Origin of the sequence: Streptomyces tubbatahanensis, assembly GCF_022699385.1 — a bacterium.
GTDB classification, from domain to species: Bacteria; Actinomycetota; Actinomycetes; order Streptomycetales; family Streptomycetaceae; genus Streptomyces; species Streptomyces diacarni.
In genome coordinates this window covers 5,924,202-5,940,435 of the sequence record NZ_CP093846.1, presented here as the reverse complement: position 1 = coordinate 5,940,435, position 16,234 = coordinate 5,924,202, and the positions used below count along the sequence as shown (strand labels likewise).

10 protein-coding genes are annotated in these 16,234 nt (G+C 74.4%); 4 read left to right on the top strand and 6 right to left on the bottom strand.

Annotation, left to right across the window (positions count from 1 at the left end):
• Nucleotides 1-135: 135 nt before the first annotated feature.
• From MMF93_RS25600 to MMF93_RS25575, 6 genes are read right to left on the bottom strand one after another with little or no spacing between them, the layout of a single operon-like run.
• Nucleotides 136-1,629, bottom strand: coding sequence for an ATP/GTP-binding protein (locus tag MMF93_RS25600; protein WP_242755164.1), 1,494 nt, complete (start codon nt 1,627-1,629; stop codon nt 136-138).
• A 48-nt stretch (nt 1,630-1,677) separates the two neighbouring features.
• Nucleotides 1,678-3,171: an SCO6880 family protein gene (locus MMF93_RS25595; RefSeq protein WP_242755161.1), complete on the bottom strand. Its 1,494-nt coding sequence runs from the start codon at nt 3,169-3,171 to the stop codon at nt 1,678-1,680.
• On the bottom strand, nt 3,164-4,492 hold the full coding sequence (locus MMF93_RS25590; RefSeq protein WP_242755158.1) for a TrbL/VirB6 family protein: 1,329 nt from the start codon (nt 4,490-4,492) through the stop codon (nt 3,164-3,166). The genes MMF93_RS25595 and MMF93_RS25590 overlap by 8 nt, the downstream gene beginning before the upstream one ends.
• Nucleotides 4,492-5,325, bottom strand: a complete 834-nt coding sequence (locus MMF93_RS25585; RefSeq protein ID WP_242755155.1) for a DUF8175 domain-containg protein — start codon at nt 5,323-5,325, stop codon at nt 4,492-4,494. Before MMF93_RS25585 ends, MMF93_RS25590 begins: the two co-directional genes overlap by 1 nt.
• 42 nt (nt 5,326-5,367) lie before the next feature.
• The gene (locus MMF93_RS25580) at nt 5,368-5,685 is read right to left on the bottom strand and encodes a hypothetical protein (protein WP_242755151.1); all 318 of its coding nucleotides are present in this window, start codon (nt 5,683-5,685) and stop codon (nt 5,368-5,370) included.
• 14 nt (nt 5,686-5,699) lie between these two features.
• A complete protein-coding gene (locus tag MMF93_RS25575; RefSeq protein WP_242755149.1) occupies nt 5,700-6,308 on the bottom strand; it encodes a DUF6668 family protein in 609 nt (202 codons plus the stop codon).
• A gap of 128 nt (nt 6,309-6,436) precedes the next feature.
• Between MMF93_RS25575 and MMF93_RS25570 the strand changes: the two genes are divergently transcribed.
• From MMF93_RS25570 to MMF93_RS25555, 4 genes are all read left to right on the top strand, one after another.
• Nucleotides 6,437-7,468: a bifunctional lytic transglycosylase/C40 family peptidase gene (locus MMF93_RS25570; protein ID WP_242755147.1), complete on the top strand. Its 1,032-nt coding sequence runs from the start codon at nt 6,437-6,439 to the stop codon at nt 7,466-7,468.
• A complete protein-coding gene (locus MMF93_RS25565) occupies nt 7,465-8,181 on the top strand; it encodes a hypothetical protein (RefSeq protein ID WP_242755145.1) in 717 nt (238 codons plus the stop codon). The genes MMF93_RS25570 and MMF93_RS25565 overlap by 4 nt, the downstream gene beginning before the upstream one ends.
• A 35-nt stretch (nt 8,182-8,216) precedes the next feature.
• Nucleotides 8,217-9,311, top strand: coding sequence for a hypothetical protein (locus MMF93_RS25560; protein ID WP_242757897.1), 1,095 nt, complete (start codon nt 8,217-8,219; stop codon nt 9,309-9,311).
• 373 nt (nt 9,312-9,684) lie between these two features.
• A complete protein-coding gene (locus tag MMF93_RS25555) occupies nt 9,685-16,179 on the top strand; it encodes a type I polyketide synthase (RefSeq protein WP_242755143.1) in 6,495 nt (2,164 codons plus the stop codon).
• Nucleotides 16,180-16,234 lie beyond the last annotated feature (55 nt).

The window sequence follows — 16,234 nt, the reverse complement described above, 5'->3', positions numbered from 1 at the left end:
GCAGCAGACCGGGCCCAGGGCGCCGAACGGGGAACGCGCCCCGGGCCCGGTTCGGGTGGAGACCGCGGTGGGGGCCCGGCCTCCACCTCTTCCACGGATCGGCGACCGGATCGGTTCACCGCGGGGGCGGGCTCGTCACCCCTGTTTGTTCCACCTCTTGTTGGTGTTGTTGACCTCCAACTCGCCTTCGGTCAGATCGACATGGACGGGGATGCCGGGCCTGCTGCCGACCTTGACGAGGAAGTTGCCGAGTCCCGGCGGGTCGGCCTGGCGGTTGCGGGAGCTGTCCCAGGCGGGCGGTGTGGACCAGTCGACCAGGAGCCGCTTCTCGACCTCCGTCAGCTCCACCACCTGGGCCAGTTGCGGCATCTCGGCCGGGGGCAGCCCCGCGCACACCACCATGCCCGCGCGTTCCACGAAGCCCTTGGCCTTGATGCGGTCCTCCTCGGTGGGCAGGGCCAGCAGGTCGCCGATGGTGTGGGTGACCATGGCGAGGCCCACGCCGCGCTGCCGGTCCAGGCGGGTGAGGGCGTTGACCCGGTCGACCAGGCCACGGCCCGCCTGCAGTACCCGCCACAGCTCGTCCATGACCAGGAAGTGGTTGCGGCGCGGCTCGAGGCCCGCGTCGGCGAGCGCGTGGGCCGCCGAGACCGCGCCGAAGCCGTACGACCAGCAGGACAGCAGGGCGGCCGCCTGGAGCAGGGTCTCGCTGTCGTCGATGTCGCTGATGTCGAAGCACACGGGGCGGTCGAGCTTCATGGGCTCCGTGGTCGGGCGGGCGAAGGAGTCGCCCAGCAGGCCGTCTCCGAGCAGTGCCGTCAGCGAGGCTTCCAGGTTCTCGGTGATGTCGCGGTAGCGGTTGATGTCTCCGCGGTCGAGGGCGACGGCCCGCACCGGCTCGGGGGCGTCCTTGATGACCTGCACCAGGTCGGCGAGGACCGGTGTGCGGCCGGGGCCGTGCCGGTCGTCGAGGATGTCGAGCGCCGCGGCGAGTACGGTCTCCTCGCGGTCGCCGGGCGGCTCGGAGCGCAGGATCGTCAGCAGCGCGGACACCATGTTCAGGCGCCTGCTGTGGGTGGCGGCCAACAGTTGGCGGCGCGCCGATCCGGTGAGCCGGGCGGCGGCCGCGGTGGACTCGCCGGGGTCGAGGACGTTGAGGTGGCCGCGGCCCCTGCCGAGGCTGATGACCTGTCCGCCGATCGCCCTGATGAGGTCGACGTAGTCGGGTTTGAGGTCGCCGAAGACGAGCGGGTGCACCCCGTAGCCGGCCAGGCCCAGTGCCATCCGCCGTACGACGGTGGACTTGCCGAGGCCGGGGCGGCCGAGCACGAACATCGAGGGGTTGGCGAGCAGCCCCGTGCGCATGAACCAGCTGACCGGGTCGCAGCACACGGTGGCCCCGGAGTCGAGGTCCCGGCCGAGGGGCACTCCGACCATCGGTGTGCCGGCCCCCGCGCCGAACGGCCACATCCCGCAGACCTGGACGGTCGTGCCGCGCCATTCGGGCGCTGGATCGACGTAGCCGACGGTGCCGCCGCCCCGCCCTGGCCAGCCGCGCGGCGTGGGCTGCGGTGTGCGGGGTGTGTCAGGCCTGCGCGCCCTGGTCCTGCCGCTCGTGCGGGCTGCCATGGGTCCTCCTGTGCTGGTGGCGTGCGGTGGGGGCGGGTCGCGGGGCGGCTACATCGCGTCCCGCACGGTCTGCGGCAGTGCGGTGTGCAGCGGCAGGACCAGGCCCAGCGGCAGCGCTGCGGCGAAGGCGGCGGCCTGCGAGCCGTAGACGGGCCTGACCGCGATCCGGGCGGCGGGTGCCAGGTTGTCGACGGCCGCGCTCGCGCTGGGCAGGTCCGCGGCGGAGTCGACGGTGGCGGTGATCAGCAGCCCGAACTGGATGACGCCGTGGCCCTGCGCCTGTTCCTCGGCGGCCTTCCTGGCGGCGACGACCTCCGCGTCGTCGCTCGCCCTGCCGAGCGGCGACTGCTGGGCGGTGAACAGCGCGTTCTTGTAGTCCTGTTGTACGACGCGGGCGCTTTCGGCGCGGCTGTGCGGGCGGTAGAGCAGGGTGACCCGCTTGCGGGCGATGTCGCGGCTGGGCTGCACCAGGCCGGTCAGCACGTTGGCGAACACCTCGCCCTGCGGCGCCTCGGTCATGGCCCAGGTGACGCTGTGGACGCCGTCGTGCCGGTAGTGGTCCCAGGCCTCCTGCGCGGCGGTGGGGCCCGCCTGGTCCCAGGTCAGTCCCGTGCCTCCGGCGGCGCGGGCCTCCTCCACGAGTTGGGCGACGGTGGGGTCGTAGGCGACCCGCACGGCCTCGGTGAGTTCGGTCGCCGTCATCGGTACGGCCGTTCCCGCGCCGGTCATCGACAGGCCGGCGGTCAGCCCCGGCAGCCGGGTGCCGATGTGTACCGCCATCTCCTCGACGTTGCGGCGGGGGGAGCCCGGCCGGGCCGCGCCCGAGTACGTCAGCGCGATGCGGGTGCTGATCTGCGCGGAGCCGCTGGGGTAGTCGGCGACCACGTCCCGCAGCATCCTGCGCGCGAGTTCGGGCCCGTCGTCGACCGCGTTGGCGTCGATCTCCTGCTGGAGCCGGACGCCGGGGTCGGGTGCGGTCTCCACGGTGACGCTGGCGGCGACCAGGCCCGGCTCGGTGCCGAGCGCGGAGAGCCACTGGCCCCAGTGGGCCACCCAGATGTCGACCTGGCGCTCGTCGACCAGGGCGGCGCCGTCCGCGTCGCAGGCGACGACGACGGTGTGGTGGTTGGTCGCCGGCACGGTGATCATGGCGAACGCGCGGCCGTAGCCGTCGCGTGCCTCGCTCAGCGACGACTGGGCGGCGAGCCCCGGCAGCCGGCAGCTGCCGCCGCCTGCCCGGCCCAGCGGACCGGAGCGGTAGAGGTTGCCGCCCGATGAGGTGGTGCGCCACCAGGCGAGGCGGACCGCGCCGCGCTGCATCAGCGTACGGCCGTGCCGGTCGCGCAGGGCCAGTGGAGCCATGGCGAGCGCGAGGACGGCCGCCAGCGCCAGCGCGACCCACAGGGAGATCAGCGTGCTGAGGACGACGGCGATCAGGCCGCCGAACAGCAGCAGCGTGGCGCCCAGGGACAGGCCCCGCAGTCCGGAGGCGCGCGGCTTGCGGAAGTTGCCGTAGGTGCGCGGGCCGGATTCTTCAGTCACTGCCACGGGATTCCCCCAGCTGGTCGTCGTGGTGTCGAGGAGCCGTCGAGAGCGCGGAGGAGAGGAGTTCGCCCTCGGACGGGTCGCCGGGGGCCGCGGACGGCGCCGGCTGGTGGGACTGCTTGTCCGTGTCCTTCGGGCCCCGTCCCGCGGGGCCGACTGGCGTGGTGGCGGCCGCCGTGGCGCCCGGCGAGGACTGGGTGCCGCCCGCGCCCTGCGCGGGCCTGCGGGCGCCGGTCGTCCGCCCTGTGCCGCTGCGGGCCCCGGTGGCTTCCGAGCGGTCCTGGTGCAGCATCGCACCGGAGACCGAGCGTCCCGCGGCGGGTCCGCGCAGTTGCGGCACCGCCTGCGCCCCGGTGGCCACCGTCCGGGCGCTGCGGGGCCCTGCGGAGCCGCCGCGCCCGAGGCCCGAGGCGGTGGCCTGCACGGCGGGCGCCGCGAGGCGCAGCAGCGCGGGCAGGGTGCAGCAGGCCAGCACGAGCAGGACCACGCCCGAGACCATGGAGATGATCTCCTTGCCCTCGCCTTCCGGCGCCGTGCCGGTCATCGAGAACGCCGCCGCGTACACGACCGCGGCGGTCGGTTTGTACAGCACGAACGCCAGCAGCCAGCCGGTGGACTTGCGGAACCAGGCCCGGCCCCCGGGGGTGGAGCTGGCGGCGGCGGACAGCGGGAGCGTTCCGGTGAGGATCACCAGCATGGCCACCCGCACGATCATGAGGGCGATCTGCACCAGACTGCCGACGATCACCAGCAGGGACATGATCAGCACCAGGAAGGCCGAGTCGGAGTCCCCGAGTGCGAGCATCGCCGAGACGCGGTCGTCGAACTCGTTCACGCACTGCCGCACCGGCTCGCCGTCCGGGCTGATCCGCTCGCAGCCCGTGGACCTGTCGATGATCCAGACGCTGAACCTGTCGCCCGCCACGGTCAGCAGGTTGACGGCCGCCACCCCGGCGGAGGAGACGACGACCAGGTTGAGCAGGCCCCGCAGCGCCTGCTTCCCCGGCTCGCTGCGGCGCTGCCAGGCCAGGTGTCCTGCCGCGACGAGCAGGCACAGGACGGCGGTGAACGAGGTGAACCACAGGGTGGAGCCGCGCAGGAAGGCCGCGGGCCCGCTGTCGTAACTGAGCAGGGGGCTCTCGATCTGCGTCCACGCGCTGCCGAGGGCCTTGACGGTGGATCCCGCGGCCTTCGCGGCGCTGTCGACGATGTTGTCGAACGCGCTGTCGCCGAGGTCCTTGGGGGCCGTGCCCTTCCCGTCGCCGACGCAGTAGCCGCCGACCGTGGGCCGCACCCAGCCGAAGTCGCAGCCGGCCATCACACACCACCCCACTCGACGTATCCGGCCAGGGAGTCGACCGGGGTGGGCGCCGGCGGATCGGCCGGGTACTCCAGGCGCCAGTCCCCGTCCTGCCACAGCACGGTCGTGGTGGCGGCCTGCATCCGTCCGTCGGGGAACCGCCACACCGTCTGGATCACCGCCGAGTCGCCGGTGTACGTGACGAACTTGAAGCCGGCGATCTGGCCCTGCACGGCGCCGTCCCCGCTCTCGGACTCCGCCTCGTCCTGCGACTTCGTCCGCGCGGTGATGTAGGGCTCCCGGCCCGCGCCGCGCACCTGGGCCCGCGTCACCTTCAGCCAGTCGTCGGCCGCCAGGTACCGCACGCTGATCTGACTGGTCGCCAGCAGCGCTCCGACGGGCGTGTGCGCGTAGCAGCGCGCCACGTCCCCGCCGACCACGGCAGGGCCCGCGTCCTTGGACGCCGGCAGTGCGACGCTGCCGAACAGCTTCCACGTCACGCCCTCGGGCGCCGCGGTGGGCGCCTTCGTGCCGGTGTCGCCCAGCCGCGGGCACGCGGTCTTCTCGTCCGCGGCCGTGGACGAGCCGCCGTCCGCGCCCCCGCCCCCTGCGTCCTCGCCGCCCGGCTGCGGCGCGGCCGGCTTCCGCGACGCCGCGGCCCCGGCGGCTCCGCCTCCTTCGTCGGAGGGCCCGGAGGAGGTGAGCACCACCACGCCGATGACGGCCACGAAGCCGAGGAACGCGACCGCCAGCACGAAGCCGGTCCGCAGCCACGGGCTCTGCGGCTCGTCGCGGTCCGCGCGGTTGCCGGACTCTGCCATCTCGTCCCTCCCCATTCTTGCGCCGCGCATGTCAGCTCCCTACGCCTCTCGCGCCGTCACGCCAGCGCACCGTCACACCAGCGCGCCGACGACGCCGGAGGCCGAGCCGACGAGCACGCAGGCGCCCAGGACGAACCCCAGGCCCTTGACGTGTTCGCGGCCGCCCCCCTTGGAGTGGTCCACTGCCATCCGCGCGGCGACGCCGAAGATGCCCGCGACGCACAGGGCTGTGACGGACCAGGCCACCCACTTGAGCACCGTGAGCAGACCGTCGGCCCCGGGCGGCGCCTCTCCGCCGCCGACGTCCGGCACGCCGGAGGGCGCCGGGTCGGCGGCGACGGAAGCGAGGTGCTGCGAGGCGGCCGAGACGGCGGCCAACAGAGTGGACATGCGGATTTTCCCCTTTACGCGCGTCGGGTGAGTCGGGACAGGTCGCGTGCCAACGGCGCGCACTGGCTGGGCACGTGAGCCGTGGGCGACTCGCCGAGCCGCCACGGCTCCACCCACGGGATCTCCCACAGGCGGGGCACGGCACCGGAGACGAGGCGCACCAGGTCGCGCAGGGGGCGCGGGCGGCGGCCCGGGGCGTCGGCGACGACGGCCAGACCGAGCAGTTCGACGCCCGTCACCATCTGCGAGGCCCACTGCTGCGCCGCGCTCTGGGCGGCCTTGAGGCCGACCGCGCCGGTCCGCGCGACGAGCACCACGGGCTGCGGCACCTCACCCGCGGGCCAGGCGCGGCCCGCGTCCCGGCCGCCGGGCACGGCCTGCTCCAGCGTGGTGACGCCCGCGCCGCCGTGGACGCCCAGCCACCACCACGCGGGGCCCGCGGCCGCCTGCGGTGCGGCGACGGGCAGCACGTGCGCGGGCCGCGGCACACCCGCCTGGGGTGCCGCGGGGCCCGTCAGCGCTGTGGGTACGTCCTGAACCGATCGCTGCGGCTCTCCGTTGTTGCCCCCCGAAGGGCGGGCCGGCGACAGCCAGGGGTTGGAAACCGGCGCATCCCCGGCCATGGCATCTCCCTTCGACGCGGACACGACGCCGCAACGCACTGCACGAGTTGACACACGTTCCGAGCGCTGCTTTTCGACTACGGGCCCACATACGGACTCTCGATCGAACTGGTTCAAGGGGGTTGCGGATGACCACGACCACGGTGAGATGGGCGGGGGGTCTCCTCGCCGTGCTGCTCACCATGGTGGTCGGCCTGTCCGTGGTGGCGGCCGCCGACGAGGAGGAGTCACGCGCTCCCCGAGGGCTCGTCACCGCGCTCGACGGCGAGCACGTACCGTCCGACTACCTCCAGTGGATCGAGCGCGCCGGCAAGGAGTGCAAGGAGGTCAGCGCCCCGCTGATCGCCGCACAGATCGCGGCCGAGTCGAACTGGAACCCGTCGGCGGAGAGCGGCGCCGGTGCCCAGGGCCTCAGCCAGTTCCTCCCCGGGACCTGGAAGACGTGGGGGGTGGACGCGGCGGGCAAGGACGGCGGCTCGGAACCCGACGGCGAAGCCGACCCGTTCACGCCGGGCGACGCCATCATGACCCAGGCACGGTACGACTGCTGGCTCGCGAGCAAGGTCACGAAGCTGGGTCTGGGCGGCGACCCGACGCGGCTGATACTCGCCGCCTACAACGCGGGCCCCGGCGCGGTCGAGAAGTTCGGCGGCCTGCCGCCCTATCCGGAGACCCAGAACTACGTGTCGAAGATCGTCACCTCGATGGCCGACTACTCGGGGGACATGGCGGTCGAGGACGGCGGCACGTTCGGCAACCGCGTGGTCGCCTACGCCAAGAAGTGGCTCGGCACCCCGTACGCGTGGGGCGGCGGCGGACCCGAAGGGCCCGGACGAGGGTTCGCGCAGGGCGCGGGCACGGTCGGATTCGACTGCTCCAGCCTCGTGCAGTACGCGGTCTACCACGCGAGCAGCGGCCGCACCCTCCTTCCCCGCACCTCACAGACGCAGGTCACCGAGGGCCGCGAGGTGGCCCGCGACGACATGCGGCCCGGTGACGTCATCGGCTTCAATCTGCACGGCAGCTTCGACCACATCGGCATCTACCTCGGAAACGGCCAGTTCATCCACGCGCCCAAGACAGGCGACGTGGTGAAGATCAGCGACCTCGGCGACAGCTACTACACCAGCAGGCCCCAGAAGGTGAGGCGGTTCGGATGACGCCACTCGGATCCCGCGCCACCGCCGCCACCACGGCGCTCGCGCTCACGCTCACACTCGCGCTCACCGCCGCCGGATGCGGCCTCAGCGGCGGTGACGGTGACGGCGGTGACAACGGCGGCGGCAAGCAGCGCGCGCACGCGGCCGGTTCCTCTCCGGCGCCCGACCCGACCGGCTCCGGCACGTCGTCGGCTCCGGCCTCGCCCGACGCGCACACGCCTCCCCCCTCCCCCAGCGAGTCCGAGACCGCCCTGCGGGGAGGCACCCCCAAAGGCGACGTTCCGAAACCCGGCGACGTCGACCAGACGGACGCCGACGCGGTCGGCAAGGGAACGCTCACCGCGATGTGGACGTTCGACACCACGGTCGACCAGGGCCCGCAGGACGCCGGCACCCGCACGGCGGACGCGGGCTGGCTGACACCGTCGTACGCGCGGCAACTGAGCGAGCACCGGCCCCGCTCCGCCCCCGGTGCCCAGTGGGCGACGTGGAAGCGGCACCGCGCCTACACCACCGTGGAGCTGGCGAAGACGGAGGACGCGGCGAAACCGGACGACACCGACACCGTGGCCTGGCGGCAGTGGACCCTCACCACCACCCCGCACGGGCGCGACGGTTGGACGCAGAAACCCACGGCCGCCGCGGCGTTCGTCCACCTCGTGCGCAAGAAGGCCGACGCGGAGTGGCACGTCGCCGACGTCACCGTGCGCTAGGGGCTTTCGTTTGGACCTGACCAGAAAGGAGCTTCATGCCCACCACGTACGAGCCCGCCGAGGTGCCCGCCTGGCCGGCGTACGCCTTCGTCGTCACGGACGAGGGCCGGGTGACCGTCTCAGGACCGCTCCTCCCCGCGTCCGAACACCCCGACCGCGCCTCGGCCATCGACGCCGTGGCCGCGGCGGCCGCCGGGCTCGGCCGGCCGGTACGGGCACAGGCCACCGAACCGGACGGCGCGGTGTGGCTCCTGGTCATCTCGCCCGACGGAGCGGTGGGTGAACTCGCGGGCGGCGGCCAGCGGGGGAAGGCGCCGAAGAAGCGCGGCGCCCCCGCACGGGCTGCCGGCTCTCCCGCTCCCGCCGCTCCGAGCGCCGGCCCCGGCCCCAGCGCCGGCGCTGACGCGAGCACGGTGCCGACCCCCCGTCCCGCGCAGACCCCCGCGCCCGAGCCGGCACCCGCCCCCGCACCGGCACCCGCCCCTGAGCCGGCCCCGGTTGCCGCGGGGACGCCCGCTCCCGAGCCGACGCCCGTCCCTGAGCCGATCCCGGTTGCCGCGCCGACTCCCGAACCGGAACCGGCGCCGGCCGCCGGGCTGCCGACGCCCGTCGCCGTGCCCGCACCCGCCCCGGCTCCGGCCCCGGCCGCCGGGGCGCCCGTGACGCCGGGGTCCCTCGCCGACGCCGTGACCCACCTCCACGCCCACGCGGCGGCGGGCCGGGTGGACCACGCGCTGACGCTGGCCGCACGGCTCGACGACCAGACCGCCAACGCGCTCGGCCTCTCCCACCCCGACGCCCTCCGCATCCGTGAGGCCCGTGCCCGCATCACCTCCTTGGCCGGTGACGTCAGCGGCGCGGTCCGGCTCTACCGCGACGTGGCCGAGCGCTGGCACTACCAGGGGGCCGGCGAGCAGGCCGAAGCGGTGGCGGACTGCGCCCACGCCCTCTGGCTGGAGATCCCCGACCTGGAGACGGCCATCCGGGCCGGTGTGGCCGTGGTGCGGATGCGCAACCAGATACCCGGTGAGTCGGGCAGCGCGTACACCGCCGTCGTGGAGCACCAGGCACGCCTCGAAGCGGCCCGCGACGCCGCCGCACGGGCCGAGCGCGCGATGACTCCCCACTAGTTCCTCGCCGCAGGCGGACACGCGGCCTGCGGCCACCTGTTCTCCGGTACGCCACGTCCGGGTGCCGAACACACGGCTCGCACGCCGCAAGCCGGTACGGGTCCGCCGCACGGGTGGGAGACCTCCCGTCCGGGACCTCGCACCGGCCCGGCACCGATGATCCGTTAAGTACCCGTCCATGCGGCTGAACCCGGTGCGTTGAGGCGTTCGCGGTGGCCACCGTGCTCCCGGCCGTGGCCCGTACGCCCTTGGCCCGTGCCCGTCCCGCATGCCGAAATAGCCAGTGCCTCGCAAGATCGATCCGACGGCGCGGCGGAGAGCGTGCCCCAGGCGGCCGCCTCCCAGCTTCCTGACGGCTAAGGACGGACGGCCCATGCACGCACAGCCCGACACCGCCGAGCCCGGAGCGGGCCAGGACGAGCCGATCGCGATCGTGGGAGCCGCCTGCCGGTTCCCGGGCGAGGTGAGGTCCCTCACCTCGCTGTGGCGGTTGCTGATGGCGCGGCGGGAGACGGCGCGGGAGGTGCCAGGGCAGCGGTGGGCGCAGGCGGAGCTGGCCGGCCTTCCCGCCCAGGTCGCGGCCCGGCTGCGGTACGGCTGTTTCCTGGACGACGACGTCTACGCCTACGAGCCGGAGTTCTTCGGCATCAACGCGCAGGAAGCGCCGTGGGTCGACCCGGAGCACCGGTTGCTCTCGGAAGTGGTCTGGGAGGCCATCGAGCACGCCGGTATCCCGGCCGGTCGGTTGTCCGCCACGCCGACAGGCATGTTCTTCGGGATCTACCAGAAGGACTACATGCTGCGGGTGCAGCGGCCGCTGGAAGACGTCAACGCCTATGCGATGTACACCGGGTTCGACAGCATCGGCCCGGGGCGTGTGGGCTTCATGCTGGACCTGAAGGGGCCACAGGTCGTCGTGGAGAGCGCGTGCGCGTCCGGGCTGGTCGCCGTGCACACCGCCTGCCAGAGCCTGCGCACCGGAGAGTCGGACGTGGCCCTGGCCGGCGCCTCCATGCTGACGCTGGGCCCCGAGGGGGTCATCGCCCCCGCGCTGTGGGGCGTCTTCTCCCCCACGGGGCGCTGTCACGCCTTCGACGCCGACGCCGACGGCTACGTCCGCGGCGAGGGCTGCGGCGTGGTCGTCCTCAAGCGCCTGTCGGACGCGGCACGGGCCGGGGACCGGGTGCTGGCGGTGCTGCGGGGCACGGCGGTCAACCAGAACGGCCGGGGCACCCGGCTGAGCGCGCCCTCCGAGCCCGCGCAGATCGACCTGTACCGCCTGGCGTTGGAGCGGGCGGGCGTCGAGGCCGGTGACGTCGGCATGGTGGAGGGGCACGGCCCCGGAACGGCGGTGGGCGACCCGATCGAGTTCGCCGCGGTGGCCGCCGTCTACGGCAAGGGCCGCGACCGGTGCGCGCTGGGTTCGGTGAAGACGAACATCGGGCACACCGAACCCGTGTCGGGCGTGGCGGGGCTGCTGAAGGCCATCGCGTCGCTGCGGCACGGCCTGGTGCCGGCCAGCCTGCACTTCAACAGCTGGAACCCGCAGATCGACCCCGGCGGCACCCGGCTGTTCGTGCCCACCGACGCGACCGAGTGGCCGGTGCGGGACGCCACCCGACTGGCCGCGGTGTCCTCCTTTGGCATCAGCGGCACCAACGTGCACGTGGTGCTGGAGCAGCCTCCCGCGCACTCCCCCACCCGGCGCGGCCGCCCGCTCCCCGCCGCGCGGCGCCCCGACGGGCCCGCTGCGCCGGGCGGGTCGGGCCCCGCGGGGGACGACGAGGCGCTGCGGGTGTTCCCGCTGTCCGCCGGCACGCCCGTGGCCCTGCGGTCCGCGGCGGAGCGCCTGGCCCGGTGGCTGAGGGGGGAGGGAGCGCAGGTGCCGCTCGGCGACGTGGCGCACACGCTGGCCGTACGCCGCTCGCCCTCCCGCGAGCGCGCCGCCGTCGTCGCCGCCACCCGTCCCGAACTGGTGGCGCGGCTGGAGGAACTGGCGGCCGGGACCGCGCCCTCCACCGGGGTGGCGACCGGCAGGGCGCTGCCGGACGGCTCTCAGGGGGTGGTGTGGGTCTTCTCGGGTCACGGCTCGCAGTGGGCGGGCATGTGCCGGCACCTGCTCGACCGCGACCCCGAGTTCACCCGCGTCGTCGACGAACTCGAACCGCTCGTCGCGAAGGAGTCCGGCTTCTCGCTGCGGCAGACCCTCCGCCACCCCGAGGTGGTGACCGGGTTCGACCGGGTGCAGCCGGTGATTTTCGCCGTCCAGCTGGGACTCGCCGCGATGTGGCGCTCCCACGGCGTGCGGCCCGCGGCCGTGATCGGCCACTCCATGGGCGAGGTCGCCGCCGCGGTGGCCGCGGGAGCGTTGAGCGTCCGCGACGGGGTACGGGTCATCTGCCGCCGCTCACGTCTGATCCTGCGCACCGCGGGGCAGGGCCTGATGGCCTCGGTCGCCCTGGGCCGCGCCGAGGTCGAACGGCTGCTGGCGGAGGAGGAGGTGCGCGGGGTCAGCGTCGCGGTGGTCACCTCGCCCCACAACACCGTCGTCGGCGGCGACGCCGACCGCATCCGCCGCCTCGCCGAGGAGTGGGACTCCCGCGGTGTGGGCATCCGCGTCGTCGAGGTGGATGTCGCCTCGCACACCGCCCACATGGACCCCGTGCTGGCCGACCTCGCCGACGCACTCTCCGATGTCACCGCCGGAACGCCGACGGTGGACTTCTACAGCACCGTCACCGGCGACCCGCGCGCGCACGCCGTCCTCGACGCCGCCTACTGGTCGGACAACCTGCGCAAGGAGGTGCGCTTCGCCGACGCGGTGCGGGCCGCGGCCGAGGACGGGCACCGGCTGTTCGTCGAGCTCGGCCCCCACCCCGTACTGACCCAGCCGGTGCAGGCCACGCTCACCGCGCACGGCCACACCTCCACCGCGGTCGTGCCCTCCCTGCTGCGCGACACCGACGACGCGCTGGCCTTCCACAGCCACGTGGCGGCGCTGCACTGCGCCGGCCACCCGCTGGACTGGTCCGAGCGCTACGGCGAAGGTCTTCTGGCCGACGTGCCGCCGACCACCTGGGAGCGCACCCGGTACGTCGTCGATCCGTCCCCGCTGCGGCTGTCCGCCGGGGCCCGGACCGCGCCCGCCGCGCACCCGCTCACCGGAGCGCACGTCGCCGACCCCGACGGCGAGGGCCGCCACCTGTGGCAGACCCGCCTGACGCCCACGGCACTGCCCTGGCTGGACGCGCACCGCGTCAACGACGTCGTCGTGGTGCCCGGCGCCGCGCTGTGCGAGATGGCCGTCGCCGCCGCCACCGAGCTGTACGGCAGCGGTCCCGAGCGGCTGCGCCTGACCGGCGTCGAGCTGGAGAGGCTGCTGCTGCCCGCCGCCGACGGCACACCCGTCACCGCGACCGCCGAGGCGTTTGGTGCCGACACCGCCCGCTGGCGGGTGGTCAGCACGGCCTCCGACGGCAGCCGCGTCCAGCACGCACGGGCCCTCCTGCACGCCGGCCCCGAGGGCCGGCCCGCGCCGAGCGGCTGCGACCCGCAGGACCTGGCGACCGGCTTCCCCCATGCCGTGAGCGTCTCGGACGTCTACCGGCAGATGCGCGAGGAGCGCGGCGTGCACCACGGCGCCGCGTTCCTCGGGCTGGCGTCCCTCCACGCGGACGGCACACCGGCCGACCGCGCGGGCGTCCGGCTCCTGGCCCGCCTCCAAGTGCCCGACGAGGGGCGGGCCGGGGCCCAGACCCTGCACTGTCACCCCGTCGCGTTGGACACCTGCCTCCAGGCCGTCGCGGGCGCCGTACTGCGCACCGGCACCGTGCCCGCCGGAGGCATCCTGCCGCGTGGCATCGCGGAACTGCGGCTGTACGGCAAGGTCCCGTTGAGCGGGTACTGCCTGGTCACCCTCAGGACGCTGGAGGGCGGCCGGTACCTGGCGGACTTCCGGCTGTGGGACGAGGAAGGGGCCGTCGCCGCCGACGCCACCGGAGTGGAATTCCGCCACGTGCCCGCCGAGAGCGCCGAGGAGCGCTTCGGCCGCCGGCTGCTCCAGGCCGCGTGGGAGCCCTGCGAGCGTCCCGCGCCGCGACCGGCGACCGGTACCTGGACCCTCCTGGCGGAGCCCGGACGCGCCTCGTTCGCCGCCTCGCTCGGCGGCGCGCTGGAAGCGCTGGGCACCACCGTGGATATCCGTACGCTCACCGCCGAGGACGGCACCGTGCCGGCGCTGTCCGATAACGGCGGGCAGGCGCCGCAGGCGGTGGTGTACCTGCCGGCGCCCGGCTGCGCGTCAGCGCCCGGCGACCGCCGGGCACATGAGCAGGTCGCCCGCCTGGTGGCGACGGCCCGCGCGCTGACGGACGCCGGGAACGGCGGTGTGGCGCCGCGCCTGTGGACCGTCACCGTCGCCGCGCAACACGTCACGCCCCAGGACCGTCCCGAACTGGGCCAGGCGGGTCTGCGCGGGCTGGTGCGGGTGCTCAGCTACGAGCACCCCGAACTGCGCCCCGGCGTCCTGGACGTCTCCGCGCGGACGCTGGTCGCCGAGGTGGCCGCCGAACTGCTGTCGTGCCCCGACGAGCAGGACGAGATCGCCCTCCGGCACGGGACACGCCACCTGGCGCGCCTGCGCACCGCCCCGCTGGACGAGCGGGAACGCCGCCACACCACGGTCGACCGCGCGCACGAACGGGTGGCCCTGCACCTCGCGCGCCCCGGCGACCTGGACTCCCTGGAGTTCGTCGCCCAGCCTCGCAGCCGGCCGGGGCCCGGCGAGGTCGAGGTGCGCATCGAGGCCACCAGCGTCAACTTCATCAACGTCCTCCAGGCCATGGGTGTCTACCAGGGCTTCACCACGGGCGAGGAGCAGCAGGACGTGTGCGCGTTCGACGGCGCGGGCGTCGTCGCCGCCGTCGGGGACGGCGTCCGAGGCGTACGGGAGGGCGACCGCGTGGCCGCCATGTTCGTGGACGCGGCCAGCTCGGCCGTCATGTCCTCCTTCGCGACCGTCCGCGCGGACTGCCTCCTTCCGGTACCGCCCGAGGTCGGCACGCAGGACGCCGCCGCGCTGCCGTGCGCCTACCTGACCGCCTGGTACGCGCTGCGGCACCTGGCCGGGATCCGCTCGGGCGAGAAGGTGCTCATCCACTCCGCGAGCGGCGGCACGGGACTGGCCGCGCTGAACCTGGCGCGCGCCCACGGTGCCGACGTGCTGGCCACCGCGGGCAGCGAGGCCAAGCGCGCGTACCTGCGCGACCTGGGCGTCGCCCACGTCATGGACTCCCGCACCCTCGACTTCGCCGACCAGGTTCGCGCACTCACCGCAGGACGCGGCGTCGACGTCGTGCTCAACTCCCTCACGGGCCCGGCGCAGTCCGCCGGCCTCGACCTGCTGGCGCACCGGGGCCGGTTCGTCGAACTCGGCAAGCGCGACATCTACGCCAACACCCGCATGGGGCTGCTGCCCTTCCGCAGCAACGTCACTTTCGCCGGCGTCGACGTGCTGATGATGATGCGGCGGGACCCCAGCCTGCTCGCCGAGGGCTACCGCGAGCTGTCCTCCATGCTCGCGGACGGCACACTGCCGCTGCTGCCCGTCACCGAACACCCCGTCGCCGAGGCGCCGTCGGCCTTCCACACCATGGCCTCCGCCCGGCACACCGGCAAACTCGTCCTGACGTGGCCCACCGAGGGCACCGAGACCCTGCCCGTGCGCCCCGAGGACGTCCCCGTCGTCCACACAGACGCCTGCTACCTGGTCACGGGCGGGCTCGGCGGACTGGGCCTGCTGGTCGCCAGGTGGCTGGCCGAACGCGGCGCGGCAGCCGTGGTGCTCACCTCCCGCAGCGCACCCACCGCGGCCACCCGCGGCGTCCTCGACGCGCTCACCGACGACTTCGGCACCCGCGTCGAGGTCGTGAACGGGGACCTGGCCGAGCCCGGCGTCGCCGAGTCCCTCGTGAAGGCCGCCGTGGACACGGGCCACCCGCTGCGCGGTGTCGTGCACGCCGCAGCCGTCGTCGAGGACGCGACGGCGGCCACCCTCTCCCCCGAGGTGCTGGAGAAGGTCTGGCGCCCCAAGGCGACCGGGGCGTGGCTGCTCCACCACGCCACGAGCGGACGGCGGCTGGACTGGTGGGTCACCTTCTCCTCCGCCGCCTCCCTGCTGGGCAACCCCGGGCAGAGCGCGTACGCGGCCGCCAACGCCTGGCTGGACGAGTTCACCTCCTGGCGCCGGGCCCAGGGCCAACCGGCCACCTGCGTCAACTGGGGACCGTGGGCCGAGGTCGGCCGCGGCACCGGGATGGCGGAGCGCGGATACGCCATGATCTCCCCCGCTGAGGGCATCGCCGCGCTGGAGCGCATCCTCGCGCACGACCGTGCCCGCACCGCCTACACACCCGTCGACCTGTCCCGGTGGCTGGAGTCCTATCCCGCCACCGCCCGCACCTCCTTCTTCGCCGAGCTGGCCGCTCCCGTGGCGGGCGCGGACGCCACGGGCCACCGCAGCGCCCTGCTGGAGTGCCTGGCCGAGGCGGGCAGCCCCCAGGACCGGCAGCGTCTCCTCCAGCCCCAGGTCGTCGACCACATCGCGGCGGTGCTCCGGCTGGGAACCGACCGGTTCGACGCCGACACCTCCCTGGTCACACTCGGCCTCGACTCCCTCATGGCCATCGCCCTGCGCAACCGGCTACAGCGCGAACTGGCCCTCGCCATCCCCACCACCGTGATGTGGACGCACCCGACGGCCTCCGCCCTCACCCGCTACCTGCTGGCCCGCCTCCACCCCGGACAGGACAGCGGCGAGGCGGTTTCCGACGCCGGCCCCGGCGTCCCCCCGGCGACGGTCACCGGCTGACTCCCCTCCACACGCACACGGCTCCCCCGTGCGGCGCACCGCAACCAGCCCGTTT